The sequence below is a fragment of the Pseudoalteromonas sp. A41-2 genome (assembly GCF_015767615.1).
Classification (GTDB): domain Bacteria; phylum Pseudomonadota; class Gammaproteobacteria; order Enterobacterales; family Alteromonadaceae; genus Pseudoalteromonas; species Pseudoalteromonas lipolytica.
The window spans coordinates 1,239,027-1,255,410 of record NZ_CP065231.1 but is presented as its reverse complement, the minus strand read 5'-3'; the positions used below and the strand labels follow the sequence as shown (position 1 = coordinate 1,255,410).

The 16,384-nt window shown below is 40.4% G+C and carries 11 protein-coding genes and 1 pseudogene; 6 read left to right on the top strand and 6 right to left on the bottom strand.

The genetic code is table 11. From position 1 onward, the window contains the following. Window positions 1-31: 31 nt before the first annotated feature. The 4 genes from IT970_RS05775 to pgi form a co-directional block, all read right to left on the bottom strand. On the bottom strand, window positions 32-2,572 hold the full coding sequence (locus IT970_RS05775) for a TonB-dependent receptor (protein ID WP_180311623.1): 2,541 nt from the start codon (window positions 2,570-2,572) through the stop codon (window positions 32-34). 663 nt (window positions 2,573-3,235) lie between these two features. Continuing rightward, on the bottom strand, window positions 3,236-3,946 hold the full coding sequence (gene pgl / locus IT970_RS05770; protein ID WP_118844157.1) for a 6-phosphogluconolactonase: 711 nt from the start codon (window positions 3,944-3,946) through the stop codon (window positions 3,236-3,238). Window positions 3,947-3,951: 5 nt separating this feature from the next. Next, window positions 3,952-5,424, bottom strand: coding sequence for a glucose-6-phosphate dehydrogenase (gene zwf, locus IT970_RS05765; protein ID WP_036969609.1), 1,473 nt, complete (start codon window positions 5,422-5,424; stop codon window positions 3,952-3,954). Window positions 5,425-5,693: 269 nt separating this feature from the next. Beyond that, window positions 5,694-7,340 (bottom strand): glucose-6-phosphate isomerase, encoded by a 1,647-nt coding sequence (gene pgi, locus IT970_RS05760; RefSeq protein ID WP_118844156.1) that lies wholly within the window; start codon window positions 7,338-7,340, stop codon window positions 5,694-5,696. 349 nt (window positions 7,341-7,689) lie between these two features. Between pgi and IT970_RS05755 the strand changes: the two genes are divergently transcribed. Continuing rightward, window positions 7,690-8,724, top strand: a complete 1,035-nt coding sequence (locus tag IT970_RS05755) for a LacI family DNA-binding transcriptional regulator (RefSeq protein WP_196857673.1) — start codon at window positions 7,690-7,692, stop codon at window positions 8,722-8,724. 261 nt (window positions 8,725-8,985) lie between these two features. Here IT970_RS05755 and IT970_RS05750 read toward each other — a convergent pair whose 3' ends face one another. Next, on the bottom strand, window positions 8,986-11,256 hold the full coding sequence (locus tag IT970_RS05750) for an aminotransferase class V-fold PLP-dependent enzyme (RefSeq protein ID WP_196857672.1): 2,271 nt from the start codon (window positions 11,254-11,256) through the stop codon (window positions 8,986-8,988). 118 nt (window positions 11,257-11,374) lie between these two features. Continuing rightward, complete coding sequence (locus IT970_RS05745) at window positions 11,375-12,442, bottom strand: AI-2E family transporter (protein ID WP_036969615.1); 1,068 nt, start codon at window positions 12,440-12,442, stop codon at window positions 11,375-11,377. A gap of 367 nt (window positions 12,443-12,809) precedes the next feature. On the opposite strand from IT970_RS05745, the gene IT970_RS05740 reads away from it, so the two are divergent. The 5 genes and pseudogenes from IT970_RS05740 to IT970_RS05720 all read left to right on the top strand — a co-directional run bounded on the left by IT970_RS05740 (window position 12,810) and on the right by IT970_RS05720 (window position 16,347). After that, window positions 12,810-13,475 (top strand): hypothetical protein, encoded by a 666-nt coding sequence (locus tag IT970_RS05740; RefSeq protein ID WP_036969618.1) that lies wholly within the window; start codon window positions 12,810-12,812, stop codon window positions 13,473-13,475. Window position 13,476: 1 nt separating this feature from the next. After that, window positions 13,477-14,932, top strand: a pseudogene (locus tag IT970_RS05735) (M48 family metalloprotease). A gap of 55 nt (window positions 14,933-14,987) precedes the next feature. After that, window positions 14,988-15,335, top strand: a complete 348-nt coding sequence (arsC, locus tag IT970_RS05730; RefSeq protein ID WP_196857671.1) for an arsenate reductase (glutaredoxin) — start codon at window positions 14,988-14,990, stop codon at window positions 15,333-15,335. Next, complete coding sequence (gene wrbA / locus IT970_RS05725) at window positions 15,335-15,889, top strand: NAD(P)H:quinone oxidoreductase (RefSeq protein ID WP_196857670.1); 555 nt, start codon at window positions 15,335-15,337, stop codon at window positions 15,887-15,889. The genes arsC and wrbA overlap by 1 nt, the downstream gene beginning before the upstream one ends. Continuing rightward, a complete protein-coding gene (locus IT970_RS05720) occupies window positions 15,886-16,347 on the top strand; it encodes a DUF2069 domain-containing protein (protein WP_036969630.1) in 462 nt (153 codons plus the stop codon). Before wrbA ends, IT970_RS05720 begins: the two co-directional genes overlap by 4 nt. Window positions 16,348-16,384: the final 37 nt, after the last annotated feature.

The following is a 16,384-nucleotide window of genomic DNA, read 5'->3' as shown; positions in this document are numbered from 1 at the left end:
TGGGCTTTATAGTTTCGTTACCTAACTTAAATTAGAAACGAAGTGATACACCTAGCTTATAGCGTGCTTCACCTTCGAAGCTCCATGCTGGGTAGCCATTACGAAGCTCAGGAACAACTTCAGCATCTGAAGGCGCAACACCAATTTGTACGCTATCTTCTTCAGTTAAGTTAACAGCTTCAAACGTTACGTCAATGTTATCTGTCACACTGTAGTTCGCACTGAAATCAAGTGTGCCGTAAGATTGGTGTTCACGGTTACCGTAGAAACCAGGAAGCTCACGGATCATATACTCTGAACGCCAGTTATAAGCTAAACGTGCTGAGTACGTATCTGTTTCATAGTAACCTACTAAGTTAACTGTGTGCTTAGACGAATCCGAGAATAATGGAATCATATCAGGGTAATTTTCAGCTTCTGATGGTGCATCTACAAATGTATAGTTTGCAGAGTAACCAAAGCCACTGTCGAAACCATCTTGGATTTGTAGCTCGATACCTTCGATTTGACCGCCACTTGCATTTAGCTTAGTTGATAAAGTCCAGTTGTCGCCTTGAGTATCTGGGTCAACAACACCAATTTGTTGATTCAAGATTTGGCTTGAAGTCACGAATGAAGTGATGTCTTTAAAGAAGTAAGTTGCACTTACCATACCGTCGCCATCAAAGTACCACTCGATACCTAAATCTGCTTGTGTTGCTTTGAATGGATTAAGACCAACGTTACCTTTTGTTAGTACTTCGTTATTTGCTGTGCCATCTGAGTAACCTGCAAATGATGATGCAGAGAACATATCAGTGTAATTAGGACGCGCAATAACTTGTGCAGCAGAAGTACGTAAAATAACATCTTCAGCAATATCGAATGCAATATTGATACTAGGTAAGATATCGTTATAGCTTGCTTTATCTGTGCTCAGAGTGCTTTCGTATTCACCGTTTGCAAAGCCATAATAATCTGATTCTGCATCTGTCGAGATATAACGTAAACCGAAGTTACCGCGAATAGATTCCGCAGAGAATTCAGCCATTGCGTAAACTGCAAAGTTTTCTTCTTCGATAGTGCCGTAACCTGAACGGTATACTGCTGAATCATTATCAAAACTTGAAATTGCTGCACGTGCATCTGCAACCATTTTGTCAAAGTCTGGTTCAGGTAAAGTAAAACCAGCGCCTGATGACATCGTACCAGAGTAATATGTCTCGCCATCACCACTTGGTAATGTATCAACTAACGTTGTTGAATAAGTTTCTTGCTTAACTTCGTGGTCAGCCCAGCGGAAACCTGTTTTAATCGCAGTAATAGCACCAAACTCTACAGGGAAAGAAAGGTCGAACTGTGCGTAAGTTTCTTCATCTGTGTTAGGTTGCTTTTTAAGTGCCCAACCAGCTGGCGATAATGGACCAGCAAAGTCTGACGCTTCAAAGTATTTGTTATTAATATCAATTTTGATTACTTCGCCCGTTGCATCATATGTACCGGCATAATCAGATGGAACACCAATAAAGTTTCCATAGTTTGCAGTAAGATCTGTACCACCTTCAGACTCAGTTGTACCTAAGCGACCTTTTAGCGTAAAGTTTTCACCTTCATATTTAAGGCTGAAATCGGCTGTATCAGATGTCATGCTAGCGATACGTGCCCACGTTTGAACCCAACCTGGGTTAGCGCCTTCGCCTGTACGACGATAGAAAGTACATGTACCTGATGCATTTTTTTGCTCACATGCTGCTTCTTTATCGTCTGGGAACATTACGAAGTTTGAGGTATTTGCGTTGTTTGCATCTAACTCAAGGCTCATAATATTTAAACCTAATTCTAGGTTTTCTGTAGGACGGTACTGGAAAGTTGCATTTAATGCAGTACGCTCACGCTCTTGTTGGAACGTTGTAGGAACAATATCACCCCAACCGATTAGTGACTCAATACCGTTACGTTGATAGTTTGTTTCAGCCCAAGACACTGAGCCTAATAGGCCAAATGTTTCTTCATCATTTTTCCAGCTAAATAAGCCAGAAACTTGTGGATCTGTTTCTTCAGAGATTGTGCCGTAATCTGCTTTCGCACTTAAGAAAGTTGTACCAGCATCAAGGTCAAGCGGTTTACGAGTATTAACAATTACTGTACCACCAACACCACCTTCAACAATGTCTGCTTGAGATGATTTATACACTTGAATTTCACCAACTAATTCTGGTGGTAAAAGTGTGTAGTTAAAGCTACGGTCGATTGATTGCTGATCATACCAACCTGTCGATGCAACAGTTTGACCGTTTAAAAGTGTACGTGTTAATTGACTAGACGCACCACGAATAGAAACTTGCTGACCTTGACCGAATTGACGGTTTACGGCAACACCCGAAATACGGCCTAATGCTTCACCCACGTCACCATCTGGAAATTTACCGATGTCTTCTGCTGACACAGCATCGACAACGCTGTCAGCAAAGCGCTTAGTATTCATTGACGCTTCAAGTGAACGACGAATACCACGTACTTCAATAACTTCAACGTCTTCTTGAACTTTTGTTTCATCAGCTGCATATGCAGCACCAGTGAACCCGGCACTCATTACAAGACCGATATTAACTGCTAATAAGCTTTTCTTAAAATTTTTAGCTAACACAGGATTCCCCTTGAATCATTTTGTTGGTTTTTATATCACTTCTGCCCAGTGATGATGACAACGCTGTCATCTAGTAACAAACCATACACTCTAAATTACATTTGTGCTACATCTTTTTGGTGAATTTGTGCAAAAAATTGGCAACAAATAAACAAAGTTATTGATATAGAAGAAAATTAATTATTAGATATTTAAGAATTGTTACATTTAAACGGCGCAAATATAACATGAGTAATGAGGCTGATGACAAGTCACAAATGATAACTTTGTGAAATTGACATCATTTTTTGGACTTTTTTGTAAGCTTAACTTGCCAGTGACCACTTATTAACCATAACAAAAAGTTATAATAAACCACTGTTTTTACAATATGTTAGAATTAAAAAAACGTACTATTTTGGAACAGCACTGTCACTGGAAAAGAAATGTTAACTTTTTTCAGGGCAGAAAGAGTCAAGGGTTATGATAATAAAAATCAATATCAATGACAGCGTTGTCATTTTTAAGTATAACGAGTCATTCTTACGATGTCTATCGTTTTTATATTTTGTTATTGAAACAAAAAAGCGAGCCTAAGCTCGCTTTAAATACAGAGATGTTGATTAGAAACTAAGGTGCCCAATAAACTTCAATATTAATTGTTGGATGGTTAAGAACTGCTCTAAGTGGCATGTCTGCAACATCACCACCCTCTTTCGCTTGTTTGTATACAGCCAGTTTTTCTTCACCACTGATCAATAGCTTAACCACTTTTGAATGAGCAATCGCTGCAAGCGTTAATGTCATTCTTTCAGTAATTTTACCTGTCACATCACTTTCAATCGCATTTATTGCACACACCAAATCATCAGTGGCAAGCCCATGCTCTAATCCATCAGCGTGTGGAAACAACGATGCAGTATGGCCATCAGGCCCCATTCCCAAAATGGTTACATCAAATGGGCGCTTTAATGTCTGATAAGCAGCTTCACATTGAGTAACGCCATTATGTGCTGTTAACGCATCATTTTTCATTGTAATGAAATTAGCGGCTGCGCCTTTGTTTTGCAATAAGGTGCTGTTGATAAATGCTTCGTTACTTTTGTCATGTGAGGCATCAACCCAGCGCTCATCGACCATTGCAACATCAATATTTTGCCAATCAAGATCAAGGTTAGATAAATGCTTATACGCAGGTGCAGGTGAAGAACCACCCGATACCATTAATACAGCACGGCCATCATCTTTAATGCCTGCAACTAAACGTTGCTCTAAACTTGCTGAAAGCTCAGCTGTTAATTCGTCTTTGCTTGCAAAGAATTTTTCAACAATTGTAGCCATCTTAATTATGCCTTGTCGCCAGTGTTAAACCATACATGGTTATTTTCTTCGAGTAGCTCATCTGCATCTTCTGGGCCCCAGCTACCTGCACGGTATAACGATGGTGCCCCTTTTTCTTGCCAGCGTTCGATAATTGGATCAATCCATTTCCACGCTTGACGAACTTCATCACGATGGATGAAAAGTGATGGATTATTTGCTGCTGCATCTAACATTAAACGTTTATAGGCATCAGAATGGAAACCATTGCTGTAAGCTTGTGATAATTCAATGTTCATTGTCACTGGCTCTAATTGCATTTCAAGGTTATCAAGACGCTTCGACATCAAGGTTAACTGAATTGTTTCTTCAGGTTGTAGTCGGATCACTAAGCGGTTCGGCTCAATATTTCCGACTTTATCGCTGTACACATTGTGCGATACTTTTTTGTATTCAACGACAATTTCAGCACAACGCTTCTTCATGCGTTTACCTGTACGAAGATAAAATGGCACACCCGCCCAACGCCAGTTGTCAATGTGTGCACGAATAGCAACGAAAGTTTCTGTTTTACTTGCCCCTTCGTTTAACTCTTCTAAATAACCAGGGACGATTTTACCGTCAAGGTTACCTGGTACATATTGTCCTCGCACAATATTTGCATCAACATCTTCTGCAACCAATGGACGCAGTGATTCAAGTACTTTTAATTTTTCAGTACGAATGCTATTCGCTGTTAATTTATTTGGTGACTCCATCGCCACTAAGCAAAGTAACTGCAACAAGTGGTTTTGTACCATGTCACGCAAAGCACCTGCTTTATCATAAAAACCAGCTCGGCTTTCAAGACCCACAGTTTCAGATAAGCTAATTTGAATATTGTCGATAGACTTTGCATCCCACATATTTTCAAATAATGAATTTGAAAAACGCAGCGCCATTAAGTTTTGTACGGTTTCTTTACCTAAATAATGATCGATACGGAAAATTTGCTCTTCAGTAAAATACTCAGCGATTTTGGCATTAATTTCTTCTGCAGACGCACCGCAATAACCAATTGGCTTTTCTACAACAACACGTGAAGTTTCCGTGATAAGCCCTTTTTTAGATAAAATTTCACAACAACTACCGTACACGGCAGGAGGAAGCGAAAGATAAAAAACACGAGACTTGTCGGTATCGTGTTCATCTAAAATATCTCTTAATTTATCCCAGTCATCATCGGCTTCTGTCACATTAGAGACAACGGGTACTAAATATGCTGAAAAGGCTTTCCAGTCTTTTGCGTTAAACTCGCCTTTTCCTAAGAAGTCTTGTAATGCTTTGTGCGCAGTTTCTATGTATTCTTCACATTTGCTTTGCTCACGTACGGTAGGAAGGATACGTGAACCTTGAGGAAGGTTGCCCTCTTGATAAGCGCGATACATGGCAGGAAGTAATTTGCGTAACGCAAGATCACCACCGCCCCCAAAAATTACGATATCAAATGGATTTAGCATATATCACTCTCTACATTGGCAATGCCATTTAGTTCACTTCATGTTGTATGGCAGTGCGTATTGTTATACGGATGATTTGGCCGTGTTAGCAGGTTCCCTTAACAAAGCCTGTTGAATTTTTTTGTAAGTAGCTTACTCATTATTCTTATAGTGTGCTGAAGTAAATGAGTCTTAGGGGCTCTGTAAATCCTCTCACAAAAATACAGGCCCTAAGAACTCCAGCGCTACCCGTTCAAAGGTATTTTTTTTGCAGCAATGCTGCGAATCTGTTACTGCTTACGATGTGTTTTGTAGTAAGCGATCAATCCGTTGGTTGAGCTGTCATGAGGATGGCTCACTGAGTCATCACATAATTCAGCTTCAATTTTAGAGGCAAGTCCTTTACCTAGTTCAACGCCCCATTGGTCAAATGAACAAATTTCTAAAATAATGCCTTGGCAGAAAATCTTATGCTCATAAAGCGCAATTAAACGACCCACTGTTTTTGCATCTACTTTGTCTAGTAGCATTGACGTTGTTGGGCGATTGCCTTGATGAATCTTATGATTCAGTAATTCTGCAATTTCGGCTTCAGATTTACCTTTCGCGGTCAAATCTGCTGTTACTTGCTCTGCATCGACACCGGCCATCATGGCTTCTGTTTGTGCAAAGAAGTTTGATAATAAAATATCATGGTGTTTGCCAACATTCACTTGCGGCTCAATTGACGCAATAAAGTCAGCTGGCACAATCACATTACCTTGGTGTAAACATTGGTAAAATGCGTGCTGGCCATTAATACCTGTCATACCCCAAATGATTGGAACGGTTGTATACGGTACAGTGTCGCCTGCAAAGTTAACATGCTTACCGTTACTTTCCATTTCACCTTGCTGTAAGTACGCAGGTAGCATATGCAGTGCTTGATCATACGGTAAAATAGCGTGCGACGTATGACCTAGAAAGCTTGTATTCCACACACTTAAAAGTGCCATTAATAAAGGAATATTAGTTTCAAAGTCAGCATTTTTAAAATGCTCATCAACTTCAAACGCACCTTCTAATATCGCTTCAAACGCGTCGAAGCCTAGGTACAACGCGATTGGTAATCCTATCGCACTCCATAAAGAAAAGCGACCACCGACCCAATCCCACATTGTGAATACGTTTTCATCAGCAATACCAAATGCAGCTGTTTTTTCTAAATTTGTGCTGACTGCTACAAAGTGCTTAGCGATATGCGCTTGTGCCTCTGCCGCTTGTAAAAACCACTCAACAGCCGTTTTAGCATTCGTCATCGTTTCAGACGTTGTAAATGTTTTCGAAGAAATCACAAAAAGCGTGGTTTCTGCGTCTAATTCTTTTAAAACAGATGCAATCTGTACACCATCAACATTCGATACATAATGCACGTTTAACGTATCGTCAGCGTAAGCGGCCAATGCTTCAGTTGCCATTTGCGGTCCTAAGTTAGAACCCCCGACACCAATAGCGACAACATCTTTCACTGCTTTGCCAGTGTAACCACGCCACTCACCGCTGCGCACCTTATTTACAAAGGTCTTCATTTTAGCCAGTTCTGCGTTGACTGCATCGGTCACATTCTCACCATCAACCACAATAGCCGTGTTTGCACGATTACGAAGAGCGGTATGAAGTACGGCACGATCTTCAGTGATATTAATTTTTTCACCACTGAACATTTTTTCACGCCATGCACTCACATTGCACTCTTTGGCTAATGAAATGAGCTGCTCAAAAACCGTTTTATCAATATGTTGCTTTGAATAATCAAATAATACGCCTGGGATTTGAGTAGAGAATTGTTCGAAACGCGCACTATCTTCGGCAAATAAATTTTTAAGATGAATTTGTTTCATCTTCTTTGCACTTTCTGACAGTGCTTGCCAACTAGCTAATTGCGAACGGCTGCTCATAAACATAATCCCCTAAAAACTTGCAACAAACTGATTTAAAACTATCTTTTTATTAATTTAGAATAAAGACAGCAACTAAAAACACGAAGTAAAATAACACTAAGTTAAAATGACAACGCTGTCAATGTTCTACTTTTACATTTTATAGTCGAGATAATAGCGCAATTTTTCTCTTTTGACACCGGTATCATAAAAATTATCTCAATTATTTTACTGCTAATTTGGTAGAACATTAGATACACTAAACAACTTATATTAAATATTAATGTACTTAAGTAAGAAAAGCGTGCAGGAGCACATCTTTCGAGTAATATTATAATACAATTATAACGAACTATAAAGTAACCGTATGAAAGTAACCATAAATGATGTAGCTAAACTTGCGGGTGTTTCTATGAAAACCGTTTCGCGAGTGATCAATAAAGAGCCATCGGTCAGAAAAAAAACGTATGACATCGTGATGGACGCTGTTAATACGCTTAACTACCAACCTAATCTTGCAGCTCGAAATCTTGCGGGTACATCTTCTTTCACTGTCGGCTTAGTGTATGACAACCCGAATGCCTATTACGTTATCGATATGCAAAATGGGGTTTTATCTCGTTGTAAAGAAGAGGGCTATGAACTTGTAATCCACCCATGTAGCTACACCGACAGCAATATGGAAGCAGATTTTAAGACCATGATAAAACGCTCTCGTTTAGCTGGTTTAGTCCTCACTCCCCCACTATCCGAGCAAAATAGTATTATTGATATGCTCGATGAAATGGGTATCCACTATGTGCGTGTATTATCTGGCCGCCCTTCAGACGAAGACCAAGATACGTGTATTTATGTGAACGATTATGCAGCTGCGTATGAAATTACTGCTCATTTATTATCGCTTGGTCATAAAAACATTGGCTTTTTATGCGGCGACAAAGAGCATAAGTCAACCACTGAGCGCTTAGAAGGCTATCAAGCTGCGCTAAAAGATCACAACATCGCGCTCAACAATGCACTGGTTTATGAAGGCCAATATTCATTTGAATCAGGCGTTGAAGGAGCCAAAGCGTTACTTGGTGAGAACAACCCACTGAAAATTACTGCGCTTTTAGGCGGAAACGATGAAATGGCAGCCGGTGCGTTGTTCGCGTCTCGACTAATGGGAATTGAAATTCCAGAGCAATTATCAATCACCGGGTTCGAGGATTCACCATTCTCGCGCCAAACATGGCCTAAACTAACAACCGCGCATCAGGCTAATGATGTGATTTCACAACATGCAGCGCGCCTGTTATTCAGAAAAACACGTGGTGCGCGCAATCAAGATAAAGACATTATTACCACATTCACCCCTTCGTTGGTGATACGTGAAAGCTCAGGGCCTAACAGCGCCTCCTGATAAAACACATCAACTATACAAAAGCCGCTATAAATAGCGGCTTTGTTTTTTATAACTCAATGGTGCTGTGTCGCGCTAATAGCAATTCGCTTAATTAAGTGGCCTATTTTGAGGCAATAAAACCGCGTTGATAACAAGGCAAAAATGTCGTTATTTAGATGTTCTCGGCAATTGCTTCTGCATTGCTCTGCATACATGCAGTCGTAAATCAGGCATTTTTAACGCAGGTCGCGACAGGTTTAATTCCTCAAAAATTAAGTATTATTGCTGATTGGAATTGATCAGTGCGAGTCCGCCATTTAAGTTATAAACATGTTCAAACCCTAATTGCGATAAATTATTTGCAGCCTGCTTTGAGCGATTACCGCTGCGGCACACTAAAATATAATTTTTCGCTTTATCGAGTTGTCCTTGCACTATCGCATTTGCCATACGGCTCAATGGAATATTGATAACTTTCGCGTTCTCAACATTAAATACCTCAGCAAGATTAGCCACACCATGTTCGTAAGGTTCACGGGTATCAATCAAATAGGTTGCTTGATCGCCTAACATAGCTTTGGCATCCGTTGATGTAAGCTGTTTCATTGGCGAGCTTTCAAGCACATCAACGTAGCCACACAATGGGTGACTTGTGTGCTGCTTTTGTTGATCGGCTTGCTGCTTTAATTCAATAAATTCAGCCTCACTTAACTGCCCATTAAGCAACGTCGCTAATAAAGGAGTCGTCGCTTTTTGTGCATGCCAATCCATCGCAAAGCATTGCTGGTAATCATGTCCCGAGCAAATCAGCGTAGTATCATCAATCAGGGTAGCGAGAGATTTTAATGATTGCACCATTTGTGCCGTATCACTGCCACTAATTACTGTGTTACCTAACCCACCAGGAAGAATTAAATCACCGCAGAAACAATAGCTAACATCATTTGTTAGGCTATTTTCGAGTAAATAGCTCACACTGTCTTGGCTGTGACCCGGTGTCGCGACTTTACGTAAACGCGCGGTATTAAGTGGTATTGTTTCATCATTAACAGGCCAGCCTAATTCGTCTGTTTCATTGCCTACGTACTGCTCTGCTAATTCTTTAGCAAGTAAACAGCGAGCAGATAAGCGTTCTTGATGTTTGTGTGTGTCTAAAATAGCTTTAACTAACAAACCTTGTGTTGCGACAATTTTAGCCATTCGCGGTATCAGCTCAATAATTGGATCAATCACAACTGCGTGCTTATTGCTATCAACGTATAACCAACAACACGCCGCTTGATGACGTAATTGAGTCAAACCAATTGCACAGACCTCTTGTTGAGGTGAAGTGCTGTCCGAAACCACCAAGCAATTTGCTTCAAGAATAGGTTTAAGCGAGCGGATCTTATCGCAGGCATAATTAATTTCTTGCTCGGTTACCGCTGGACCAAATGACATCCGAATTGCATTTTCACTCTGCCAATCAGATGCGCCCATTGCATCAAGTACAAAGCTGCGATTCGCACCTGAGCTACACGCAGAACCACCACTAACACGAATACCCGCAGCATCAAATAAGTCCATCACCTCTTTGCTAGTTAATTCGTTCACAGCAAAATTTAATGTCGTTGGCACTGAATACTCAAATTCATGATTAAACGTAATACTGCCAAACGTATCAATCAGTGCTTCATGCAGCTGCTTGCGAAAAGCATGTAACTGCTCTAGTGGTTTAAAGGTGTGATTCTCTTTATCAAGCAATAACGAAAACAACTCGTTCAGGCCAGCAATACCCGGTAAGTTTTCTGTGCCAGAGCGCATGCCGCTTTCTTGACCACCACCGGCAATAAACGGAGTGTATGCACTGCCTTTACGAATATATAGCACCCCAATGCCTTTGGGTGCATACAGTTTATGGCCAGAAAAAGGCGCATAGTCTATTGTGGTTTGGCTTAAAGCCAAACGGGTTTTACCTAAAGCTTGAACACAATCGACCATCCAAGCGACGCGCGTGTTTTCACTGCGGATCACTTGCTCGATAGCCGCTAAGTCTTGAAACACACCCGTTTCATTATTGACTGCCATAGTGCAGATCATCAGAGCATTTGCAGCATGCTTGCGGATGAACTCATGATCTAAAATGCCGTATTTATCAACCGGAATAGCCAACACTTGCGCATTAATATCCAGCACATTGTTCCAGTGCTTTAGTGTATTTGGAACCGCTTTGTGCTCTGTGGCGCCATAAAGCAGCACTGGATTTTCAATTTGATGATTTTTTGCCGCTATTAATGTCGATACAACAGCAGTCTGAATACCTTCGGTTGCTCCCGAGGTAAACAATATGTCGCCATCAGACGCCCCAATCACATCACGTGCTTTGCTTCGTGTTTGTTCTAATAGATATTTTGCTTGAATACCTGTGATGTGTGAACTCGATGGGTTACCAAAACAGACTTGCATAGTATGAGACACTACATCTGCAATTTGTGGAAGTACCGGTGTCGTTGCGTTTGCATCTAAATAAATCTGCTGATTAGCATCGTCTGGAAGAAAAAAATTTGCCATGAAAAACGCACCATATTACTAAAAGATATATCTTATAACCTATTTTACATTTTTCACGTGTAAATTATAATAATCAATTAGTCAGTAAAGTGCGTTTTATATAGCTTTTAATACTAAGCTAGCTAGGAGTAAGGTCGACCTGCTTTGATGACCAGGCATTAATTAATGCTTTAACAAGCGACGCCAGCGGTATCGCAAAAAACACGCCCCAGAATCCCCATAAGCCACCAAAAAATAAAACCGCAACGATTATAAATACAGGATTCAGATCAACAGCTTCCGAAAATAACAGCGGAACTAACACATTGCCATCGAGCGCCTGAATAACCCCATAAATAATAAGGATTGTCCAAAATTGGGTCTCTAAACCAAATTGGAATAGCGCAACAGCCGCAACCGGAATCGTCACCAAAGCAGCGCCAACAAATGGAATAAGCACCGATAAGCCCACTAAAACGCCAAGTAATGCTGCATAACGTAAATCAAGCACCGCAAATGCAATAAATGAAGCAGTACCAACAATTAAAATTTCAAACACCTTGCCACGAATGTAATTCATGATTTGCTGATTCATCTCTTGCCATACTTGGATGATAAGGCGGCGTTGTTTTGGAATTAATCGTTCAGCACTTTGTGTTAATTCTTGCTTGTCTTTAAGCATAAAGAAAACTAACAGTGGCACCAAAATCAGATAAATAAGCCAAGCAGCCACATCTTTTAACGACGTTAACGAAACCGACAGCGCAAGTTGACCAAATTCAATCACTTTTGCTTCAACGCTACTGACTATCGACTTAACTTGTTCAGAGGTAATTAAACTGGGGTAATCTTCAGGTAAATGTAGTAGCAGTGCTTTCCCTTTTTCTATCATGTAGGGGGTTTCTTGGACTAAATTACTGGTTTGCTGCCAAAGTACAGGCCCCATTCCAATTAAAATCATGATCATCAAACCGCTAAATAACAGCATCACTAAAATAGAGGCCGTAAAGCGCTTCATGCCTAGCTTTTCTAAATGAACAACAGGCCAATCGAGTAAATATGCAATGACCAGCGCAACCAACACCGGCACAATAAGAGAGCCAAAAAAGTAAAACAGCGCCACCGTTGCAATTAGCAGCAACAATAAGGTGACCGAATGGGGGTCGGAAAATTTATTTTCGTACCAAGCTTTTACATATTCAAACACGAATTGGCTCCACAATGAGTACACCTAATTTTAGGTCAATTTTAAAATGGTAATGATGTTTTTCTAAAAATCGCTGCATATCCTCACTCGACTCAGCAGCATTAAATGTAAAAGTAACTGATTGATTCGCAGATACTGCCTTATTTAACCCTAATTTAAACTGAATAAACTGTTGCGGGCATTTAAATGGCCGCAAATCACACATCAACATAACGAATCAACTACGTAATTTATATGAATAATAAGTATTAGATCACAGCACTCATTAAAAAATAAGTCTTTATAATGAGTAATAAGTCATTTTTTTCTTAAAACACGCAAAGCAATAGTTTATCCTTATCGGATACCGGATAGTAAAGGAAACACGATGCCTGGCTCGCATAATAAAGCGCAATTACCAGCGAATCCAACTCTTAAAGAGATTAATTGGTTTAAAAAACAAATAAACTGGGGGGAATTGCCTCCATTTTATCACATGGTGGCATCTTCGGTCAGCGAATCGGAAGGTATTTTAGATCATGGTTTTGACAATGCAGTAAAGCGGCTTATCGACCCGCGAAATTGGAATCTTGATATACTTGATGGACACGAAACAGAATTAGGCGAGATAGTGTGTAATAATAAGCCGCGCCTTGCTTTGCACCAAAGCTTCACGGACCGAGGGTTCGAGCTGTGGGCTTATCCTTATGCAAAAGATGTCACGGTCGATCAGTATATTAAAGATAATCGCTTTATGGAGTTTCGTGTGTGGGATCCACATACTATGAAAAATCTGATTCGTATCAATCAGCTACATAAATTTATTGCATTTTACTTTGAACGAGGCGATAAAGCAGATAAAGCACTGATCCTTCATGCTCATAAAGTTGTGCATAAAATCATAACTTTTTTACAACGGGAGTTGAACGTTGTTAAGCTAGATGGAGTCACAATAAAAGATTTCTATCAATTGTGCGAAAAAGATAGCCGTGCATGCAGCGACGAAATTGATATAGCCAAAGTCATGCTAGGTGAACAAATCAACAAGGAATAAAATGCGAATAAAATCAGCCTTTATTACACTATGCAGTGCATTATTAACGTTTTCGATACTGCATAGTGAGCCGTTGAAGGCACAAACAAATTTTAAGCTTCCAGATTTAGGTACCTCAGCACTGCAAGCATTGCCGATTGAAAAAGAGCAAGCAATCGGCGAAGTTATGATGATGCAAATTCGCGGCTCATCCCCTGTCGTATCTGATCCGGTACTTGATGAATACCTCACCACTTTAGGCCGTCGATTGGTGGCCAATGCCAATGATGTGCGTTTCCCCTTTTCATTTTTTTGGATCGACAACCCCGAAATAAATGCGTTTGCTTTTTACGGTGGTCATGTTGGTGTACACACGGGTCTCATTGCACAAGCCGATAATGAAAGTCAATTTGCCTCGGTACTAGGTCACGAGATTGCACACGTAACACAACGCCACTTAGCGCGTCGTATTCAACAACAACAAGACAATAGTGCTTTAACCATTGCCGGTATGATTGCTGGTATTTTAGCAACCGTCGTTGCTCCCGATGCCGGTATTGCTATTATTTCAGCTAACCAAACACAAGCGGCATTTAGCCAACTAACACACAGCCGAGCTGCAGAACAAGAGGCAGACCGTATTGGTATGCAAACACTCAATAATGCCGGCTTCGATCCGCGCCAATCGAGTGAATTTTTAACTAAACTGGCTGCACAAATTCGTTACAAGTATAAGCCACCGGCGTTTTTGTTAACTCACCCATTACCTGAAAGCAGGGTGTCTGATGTTCGCCTCCGTGCCGAGCAATATCCAAAAAAACATTTCGAAGACAGCCTCGAGTTCAATTTAGCAAAAAGCCGAGTTATTGCTCGCTATTACCAGAAATCAAAAGCTGCTGAAGACTTATTTCGTAAGTTAATGCGTGAAAATACCGTACACAACACCGCACTGAAATACGGATTAGGCATTAGTTTGTTAGATCAAAAAAAGCTGGATGAAGCAGCCAATATTCTTGAGCCTTTACTGAAGGAAGACCCTAAAAACCTATTTTATATCGACACCCACACTGATTTACTTATTGCGCAAGGCAAAGCCGCTGAGGCTGTGACGTATTTAGCAAAACTGGATGTTGATAGGCCAAACAATCAAGTAATTACCCTAAACGCAAATGCAGCAATTGAAGCAGAACAGTACGAACTCGCTGAGCGTATTTTAAAATCGTTTTTATTAGCAAAGCCAGAACATAACTTAGGGAAGCAATTAATTGCCTCTGTTTATAAAAAACAAGAAAATATGGCGTCATATCATGAAGCAAATGCCGATGTACTCGCCCAGTATGGAGCCTATTTAAAAGCCGCTGACGAAATTCAAAAAAGCGCTTAATTTTGTTGAGCCTGAAGAGCTCGTTAAGCAACAACGCTTAAAAGCACTTCTAACACAATATCGTCAACTGCAAAAAGAACTAGCGAGACTTTAAGTCTCGCCACGCTTGCCCTAAAATAAACCAAATTCATAAATTTAGAGAACACACCATGTCTGTTACTATTTATCATAACCCTCGTTGTTCAAAGTCACGTGAGACACTTGCCCTACTCGAAAGCAATAACGTACAACCTACCGTGGTTGAATACTTAAAAACGCCACTTGATGAAGCGCAAATCGCAACGCTTGTAGACCAGCTTGGTTTTTCTTCTGCGCGAGAATTAATGCGCACCAAAGAAGATATCTATAAAGAACTTGATTTAAAGAACGAGCAAGATGAAAGCAAACTGCGTGCTGCAATGGTTGCTAATCCTAAATTAATTGAGCGTCCAATTGTTGTAAATAACAACAAAGCAGCCCTAGGTCGTCCACCTGAAAACATATTAAGCGTACTTTAATGACAACCAATATTGTTGTTTTATACCACTCAAGCCATGGTTCTTTAGAAGCCATGGCCCATGAGATTTGCGATGCCATTGAGCAGCAAGGGGCAAACGCCTTATTGCGTACGTTTGTACAACGTCAACCGCACGACATCGTGATCAGTAAAGATGATTTGATTAACTGTGATGGCCTTGCGTTTGGCACTCCTACACGCTTTGGTATGATGGCCTCACAAGCAAAAAGCTTTTGGGAAACAACCAGCGATTTATGGCTTAAAGGCCAGCTGATTGATAAACCTGCTTGTGTCTTCTCGTCATCAAGTAGTATGCATGGCGGAAACGAAGCCACACTGCTTAATTTATCATTACCACTGTTACATCACGGTATGATGTTGCTTGGTGTTCCCTATGACGTACCTGAACTGCTTGGCACCGAAACAGGGGGTACGCCTTATGGCGCAACACATGTCGCGGGTAGTAATAACAGCAATATTCTAAGTAAAGACGAAATAAAAATTTGTCAGAGTGTTGGAAAACGTCTGGCACTGATTGCGAGTAAATTACAATGAGCTCAGAGTCTGAGTTAAACCACCCTGTAGCCAAAAAGCCGATTACAAAGCGTTTTCAACGTTTTGCATTAATTGGTTACATTGGTTTATTAATTTTAATGCCAATTTGGTTGTTTTTAATTGCACCACGAGAAGGCCACAGCAACGCATTTATATTTGTTGTTTATATTGTGCCATTGCTATTGCCATTAAAAGGAATTATTCAAGACAAGCCCTACACCTACGCATGGGCTAACTTTATTGTCATGTTCTATTTTATACATGGCTTCACCTTGCTTTGGGTAGCCCAAGATCAGCTTATTTGGGTGTTACTTGAGTTAACCTTTGCAAGCCTCATGTTTATTGGTTGCACTTATTATGCACGCCATAGAGGGCAAGAGTTAGGATTGAAAATTCGTAAGCTCAAAGAAGAATTAGCAGAAGAAAAAGCCGCCCACGAAAGCGAGTCTAAAAAATAGCAAAAACGGCAACCAAGGTTGCCGTTTTTTTATTGAA